Below are 6,209 nucleotides of genomic sequence, written 5' to 3' on the forward strand. Positions count from 1 at the left end.
TTGAACTATAAATATGCCACCTCTTTTTCGAGCTCCCGGATTACCAAGGGCTTTCGAACCAACCGCACGTCGCACGGATATTCTTCGTCGATTTCGGCGTCGGGTCCGGCGACGACAATCAGTTTCAGCGGGCGCATGCGTTGGAGAACGGTGAGGCAACGACGAAGGTCGACAGTGTCGGCGTCGATCAGCGCAACGGCTATATCCTCATCCTCTGACACTGCCCTGCCCGCCTCCCCCGGGATCGTGGTGAAGAGTGACCGAAAGCCGAATTTATTGAACATCAGATCGTAGTCGATTGCATATTCGGATTGACGTTCGACGACCAGCGCCCTCGGTCTTTTGTCCCGAACGTAGCGGTGGGAGGAAGCACCCCAACGTGTTCTGGAAAAACTGAACGCACGCGCACCAACGCTCGCCATCGAACTCTCCATTGGATTAAATCCGTGTAATGTACCGGGCACCGTTCCTGGCGCTCACTTTTCTGCTTCAGCGATGTGGTCTGATCCGTGCTGCATCGTATGCAGGCCTGTCATCGCCCGGAAGAAGGCCAGCAGCATCTGTTCTCGTGGCATGGCCTGGGCCACGTCGCCCTGCATGGCCATACCCGACCAGAGAGCATAAAGGCCGATGCCGATTTGCAAGGGAGGCAAAGTTGGAAGTAGATCATAGTTCTCAACGAGATCCTCGATGAGTTCGCAAATCACCCGATAGCAGGTCGCCTTCGTGGCATTATGGCGTTTGGCAAACGCCTCGTCCCGGCGGGCATGGAGCTGCAATTCGATCGACAGAAGCGACCATTCGGGCTCGGCGGCGATATACGCAAGTCGCTCGGCCAGAACGCGTAGCGTTTCTTCAATGGTGTCGCTGGCTGCCTCGTGCACAATCCGTCGCAAAAGCGAAACTTCCTCAAGGATATGAATCTCCATCAGATCGACGAGGAGATCGTCCTTGCTCGAAAAATTCGAATAGAAAGCACCTTGCGTGCGCCCGGCGGCCGCGCAGATGCTACGGATCGAGAACGACGCGACGCCTTCCTGCACAATCGATGCATGGGCGGCTTCCAAGAGCTTCTCGCGTGTCTGACGCTGGGTTTCTTTTCTGCTCGTCGGCATTTTGTCTCCACAAAGCAAGCCGTGCTGGAACATTTCTGAAGGTAAGGCATTCTTATTTCAGATATCAAGCGATATCTCAACCCGAGCAAAGTCGATATGGTTTCAAGATAGATTTGAGGCGATCATTTGAGCGAGTACGTTCCCTATCATGCAGATGTCGAAATTCGAGCAGATGATGAGGATGCCCTCACTGCTGAAATCCTCGACATAATGGCTGAATCGAACCGCAAGGCATTCGAGCGCCACCGCCATGCCGTCCGCGACGCGCATGCCAAAAGTCATGGTTTTCTCAAGGGTGAATTGGTTGTGCCGGAACTTCCTGACCATCTGTGCCAGGGATTGTTTGCGCGACCGGCCACTTACTCCGTGATCATTCGCCTGTCCTCCGCACCTGGCGACATTCACTCCGACACCATCCCGGCACCACGTGGCATGGCGATCAAAGTCATCGGCGTCGATGGCGATCGGTTGCTGGCCGACGATGCCGGGCACAACCAGGACTTTCTGCTCGTCAACATCCCGGTTTTGAGCTTTGGCACGATCAAGAAGTACCGCCAGCTTGTCGGTCTCCTGGAGAAGAACGCGGAGAACCCGGCGTTCCTCCAGCGGGCCATGGCTGGTGTCGCGCGAGGCGTGGAGACGGCCGTGGAAGCGGTCGGCATCGAGCCAGGTGCGACCTTGAAGGGGTTGGCGCGCGATAATGCCCACTTGCTTGGCGAGACCTATCATTCGATGGCCGCGATCCGGTTTGGCGATTACATCGCCAAGATCAGCGCCGCGCCTTTGTCGGAAAACGTTCGCAATCTGACCGGTCAGGACGTCGGTGATATCGAGGACGGTACGATGCGCGATCTCGTCGTCGATCACTTCAGACAACAGGCCGCGGAATACGAACTGCGCGCCCAGCTCTGTCGCAGTTTAGACCATATGCCCGTCGAAGATGCCGCCGTGCTGTGGCGCGAGGAATTGTCTCCGCAACAGCCCATTGCAACGCTCCGCATTCCCGCTCAGGAGGCGTACTCCCCTGCCCGCCGGGTCTATGGTGACGATGTCTTATCCTTCAATCCCTGGCACGGGATCAAGGATCATCAACCGCTTGGATCGATCATGCGTATCCGCATTGCCGCATACAAGCGGTCGGCGGCACGCCGTCACGCGCTGAACGCGCAGCCCCGTTTAGAGCCGACATCGATCGACGAAATTCCGGATTGAATAATTCCTCATCGCCAGACAATTCATGAATGTCATGGAAAGGAGGCCAGCATGGCCGACACAGACGACACCCCACAGATCGACGAGACGCGTTTGCAAGCCATTCGGCGCAGGATCGAGGAGGTGGTCGGGGACGCCCCGCAACTCGCCAAGCTTGCGCTTGAGCAGATGGTCACAAAGCACAATCCCGATCTCAAGGGTACCGCAGGCTCCGCCGGTCGGGTCGGAGCCCAATCCGGCAATGTCTCCGAGCTGACGGCCATCGCCGATCTTAAGCCCGGTGGCGCCGACCGGCTTCGGCGCATTTTCAATCTGGTGAATGGCAATTTCGACGGCGCTCAGAAGGTTGGCACGCTGCACAACATGCGTTTCGTCTTCTTTGACAATGACACGCGCATCCTCTTCGCCACCGCCTATGATGGCGACTGGGATACCTATATCAACGACTTCGCCACCAAAATCCCGGATCTGATGGATCTGCTCTTCGCCTCCGTCGAGGGCTGGCCTGGCATCGCAAGCCCCAAGGTCAAGGACTTTATCGCCGAACATCAGATTACCGCGGCCGGATGGTTCGTTGCCAATCCGCAGGTCACCGTGGTCGATGTGCGGCGGCTGCAACGAATGGAGCATGCCGTCAATGAATTCCTAGACAAGGTGGGCTGAGTATGAACCTTCTCCAATCGATCAGGCAACGGTTTCGACGCGACAGCGTCTCTCTCGAGCTGGATGACATCCAGGCACTGATCCTCAGAAGCCGCCCCGAGCCTTATGTCGGCATCCACGCCATGCTCCACTTCGATGAGCCCGAGGGTGCAAGGGATCTTCTTGGTCGCCTTGCGCCTCACATTGCCTCGGCAGACAACTGGACCGACAATCTCGATTTCTGGATCGGCGCGGCACTGAGCTTTGAAGGTCTGAAGGCACTCGGCGTTCCGGACGCTCAACTCAACACCTTTCCCTTGCCGTTTCAGCAGGGTATGGCGGCCAGGCGTGAACAGCTTCGCGACTTCGGTCCAAATGCGCCTGAGCAGTGGGAGGACGTGTTCAAACCCGGAAACTGTCATCTGGCGTTGACTATATATGCCGTCGACGACGCGGCACTCGACAAGGCGCTGGCGACGGCGCGGGCAGAACTCGACAGAAGCAGCGGCGTCACGCTCCTCGGTGAGCATCGCTTCGGGGCACCTGATGGTGCTAAAAATCCGTTCGGGTTTCGGGATTCGATCTCGCAGCCGGCCGTCGAAGGCAGCGGGATTGATCCGCTTCCCGGCGAGGAGCGGCCGATCAAAGCTGGGGAGTTCATTCTTGGTTATGAAAGCGAAAACGGCCAGGAACTGGCCATGCCGCAGCCTGCGGTGCTCGGCAGGAACGGCACCTTCGTTGTCCTGCGCAAGTTCCAGAGCCGCGTCGGATGCTTTAATGCGTTCCTCAAGGCCCATGGTGAGACTGAAGAGAAACGCGAGCTCCTTGCTGCCAAAATGTTCGGTCGCTGGCGATCTGGCGCCCCGCTCATTCTGTCGCCGGATCACGACGATCCGCATCTCGGCAATGATCCACAACGCAACAATGACTTCAATTTCAAGGATGATCCGAAGGGACGCGTCGTACCCCTTGGCTGTCACATGCGCCGGCTCAATCCGCGCGACTCCGAACTGACCCTGCTGACCGACGTCAACATCCATCGCATCATTCGCAGATCATCGACGTTTGGTCCGGTCTATTCAGAGGATGTCACGCCGCAAGATGACGGCAAGGCTGACCGGGGAATTTTCTTCATCTTCATCAGCGCGCGGGCCTATGACACGATCGAGTTCATGCAGCAGGAATGGATCAACCGGGGTAACTTTGTCGATCTCGGGGAAGAGCGAGATCCGATCGTGGGATTGCACGAAGAAGATGGCCAGTTCACCATTCCGCAGACTCCGGTTCGTAAGCGGGTCGACGGCGTTCAGACCTTCAACGTCATGAAGGGCGGCGAATATCTGTTCATGCCAAGTCTTTCAGCGCTCAAGTGGATCGCTGATGCCGGATGGAAAAGGCAGCCGGCAGATGCCTCTGCGCAATGACGGATATCGGCAATCAGGCCGCACCCTGGATGGATATCGAGGAATTCACCCTGGCTGCTCGCGGAATGGTGTTCTCGGGCCTGGCGTGCGGGCCGAAAGAAGGGGAAACTGTCCTTCTCCTTCATGGCTTCCCGCAATTCGCCGACAGCTGGGCGGAAGTGGCAGTGGCGCTGGCAAAAGCCGGCTATCGCGCGATCGCCATCGATCAACGCGGCTATTCGGCAGGTGCGCGGCCCGAAACAGTACGCGATTACGCGGTGGATGACCTTGTCGCCGACGTGCTCGCAATCGCAATCGCTCTTGGTCTGGAGCGGTTTCATCTGGCCGGTCATGACTGGGGCGGTATCGTCGCCTGGAGCCTTGCAGCCAGATATCCGGATCGGCTTCAGTCGCTATCGATCGTTTCGACACCGCATGTCGATGCACTGCTGGAGGCCCGCCGGACCGACAGGGATCAAAAGCGGCGCTCACGCTATATCACTGTTTTTCGGCTTCCCTTCCATGTCGCGGAATGGCTGCTCTTGCGACGCGGCGCCAGCGCGCTGAAGCGAGTATTCAAGGACAAGCTGCCGAAACCGCGTCTCGATGATTACGTATCCCGCTTGTCACAGCCCGGCGTGCTGACGGCTGGACTGAGCTGGTACCGGGCACTCGATCTTCACATCCGCATCGGCAGGATTAACGTGCCCACCGTATTTATCTGGGGAAGCAACGATCAGGCGCTTGGCCGGGCCGCGGCGGAAGCGACAAGCGCGCATGTCAACGCTTCCTATCGCTTCGTCGAACTGCAAGGAGGCTCTCACTGGCTGCTGGAAGAGTCTCCAGGGCATCGTAAAGTTAACGGAACTTGGGGCTTGATAGGCGATGAAGAGGCATGACAGACCGTGATCCGCTCTACCGTCGCCACCGCTTTCCCGCTGAAATCATTGCCCACGCGGTGTGGCTCTATTTCCGTTTTCCCCTGAGCCTGCGGATGGTCGAAGACATGCTGGCCGCTCGTGGCATCATTGTCTCGCATCAAACGATCCGGCTGTGGGCAGAGAAATTCGGACGAACTTTCACCAACCAAATCCGTCAACGTTCGCGCGGCCGACTCGGCGATAAATGGCATCTCGATGAGGTCGTTATTTCGATCCGGGGCAAGAAGCATTGGCTATGGCGCGCCGTGGATCAGGACGGTTTTGTCCTGGAGGTTCTGGTGCAAAGCCGCCGCGACGCCAAGGCGGCCAAGCGCCTGATGCGCAAGCTTTTGAAAGGCCAGGGACGATCGCCGCGCGTGATGATCACCGACAAGCTTCGCTCCTATGGCGCCGCAAAGCAGGAAATCATGCCCGGTGTCGAGCACCGCTCCCATAAAGGCCTGAACAATCGGCGGAGAATTCCCACCAGCCGATCCGACGGCGAGAGCGGATCATGAAGCGCTTCAAGTCAAAGCGACATCTGCAACTCTTCGTTTCCATCCATGATCCGATTGCCAACCTCTTCCACATCCCGCGCCACGACATTCCCTCCAGCCATCATCGCGAACTGCGCAAAGCGGCGATGAACCTATGGGCGAAGATCGCTCGCGCATGAGCAGTGCACGTGGCGGGCGTCCCGCTTTTGCTTCGCTGAAGTTAACTTTACGATGCCCTCGGCAGGTGTCCTCCAGCCAAGTCCAGAATGGTCCATGATTGTTGTAATCGATGCGCCAGTTTAAGAGCGCTGATCGAGCATGGGTCAGTGACGAGAAGAGGGCGTTGTCACGTTGTTCGACTGAGGCCGGACGAAGCGCTTTCAGTTAAACTCAGGCAGTTGCGCCGGTCACGGCCTTCCA

General features: G+C 57.9%; 6 protein-coding genes and 2 pseudogenes. 5 read left to right on the forward strand and 3 right to left on the reverse strand.

Annotated features, from left to right (window positions below; translation table 11 throughout):
- Window positions 1–5: 5 nt before the first annotated feature.
- The gene (locus YH62_RS28885) at window positions 6–422 is read right to left on the reverse strand and encodes a hypothetical protein (protein WP_046797772.1); all 417 of its coding nucleotides are present in this window, start codon (window positions 420–422) and stop codon (window positions 6–8) included.
- 54 nt (window positions 423–476) lie between these two features.
- Window positions 477–1,115: a TetR/AcrR family transcriptional regulator gene (locus YH62_RS28890; RefSeq protein WP_046797773.1), complete on the reverse strand. Its 639-nt coding sequence runs from the start codon at window positions 1,113–1,115 to the stop codon at window positions 477–479.
- 126 nt (window positions 1,116–1,241) lie between these two features.
- Here YH62_RS28890 and YH62_RS28895 point away from each other — a divergent pair, with 126 nt between their 5' ends.
- The 5 genes and pseudogenes from YH62_RS28895 (at window position 1,242) to YH62_RS28915 (ending at window position 5,968) form a co-directional block, all read left to right on the forward strand.
- Window positions 1,242–2,327, forward strand: a complete 1,086-nt coding sequence (locus YH62_RS28895) for a catalase family protein (RefSeq protein ID WP_052821441.1) — start codon at window positions 1,242–1,244, stop codon at window positions 2,325–2,327.
- A gap of 51 nt (window positions 2,328–2,378) precedes the next feature.
- Complete coding sequence (locus YH62_RS28900) at window positions 2,379–2,990, forward strand: hypothetical protein (RefSeq protein ID WP_046797775.1); 612 nt, start codon at window positions 2,379–2,381, stop codon at window positions 2,988–2,990.
- Window positions 2,991–3,112: 122 nt separating this feature from the next.
- A complete protein-coding gene (locus YH62_RS28905; RefSeq protein WP_245282251.1) occupies window positions 3,113–4,393 on the forward strand; it encodes a peroxidase in 1,281 nt (426 codons plus the stop codon).
- A complete protein-coding gene (locus YH62_RS28910; RefSeq protein ID WP_197082564.1) occupies window positions 4,390–5,271 on the forward strand; it encodes an alpha/beta hydrolase in 882 nt (293 codons plus the stop codon). The genes YH62_RS28905 and YH62_RS28910 overlap by 4 nt, the downstream gene beginning before the upstream one ends.
- Window positions 5,268–5,968 (forward strand): annotated as a pseudogene (locus YH62_RS28915) (IS6 family transposase). The gene YH62_RS28910 and the pseudogene YH62_RS28915 overlap by 4 nt, the downstream one beginning before the upstream one ends.
- Window positions 5,969–6,025: 57 nt before the next feature.
- On the opposite strand, the pseudogene YH62_RS30390 reads toward YH62_RS28915, so the two are convergent.
- Window positions 6,026–6,128: pseudogene (locus YH62_RS30390) on the reverse strand (integrase core domain-containing protein); the annotation flags it as partial.
- Between the last annotated feature and the right edge of the window lie 81 nt (window positions 6,129–6,209).

The organism is Rhizobium sp. LC145 (assembly GCF_001005825.1).
GTDB lineage: Bacteria > Pseudomonadota > Alphaproteobacteria > Rhizobiales > Rhizobiaceae > Neorhizobium.

Excerpts from the sequence above, each read along its gene's own strand:
- YH62_RS28910 (WP_197082564.1), top strand. The coding sequence starts at position 4,390 with ATGACGGATATCGGCAATCAGGCCGCACCCTGGATGGATATCGAGGAA.
- YH62_RS28900 (WP_046797775.1), top strand. The coding sequence starts at position 2,379 with ATGGCCGACACAGACGACACCCCACAGATCGACGAGACGCGTTTGCAA.
- YH62_RS28885 (WP_046797772.1), bottom strand. The coding sequence starts at position 422 with ATGGCGAGCGTTGGTGCGCGTGCGTTCAGTTTTTCCAGAACACGTTGG.
- YH62_RS28890 (WP_046797773.1), bottom strand. The coding sequence starts at position 1,115 with ATGCCGACGAGCAGAAAAGAAACCCAGCGTCAGACACGCGAGAAGCTC.
- YH62_RS28905 (WP_245282251.1), top strand. The coding sequence starts at position 3,113 with ATGCTCCACTTCGATGAGCCCGAGGGTGCAAGGGATCTTCTTGGTCGC.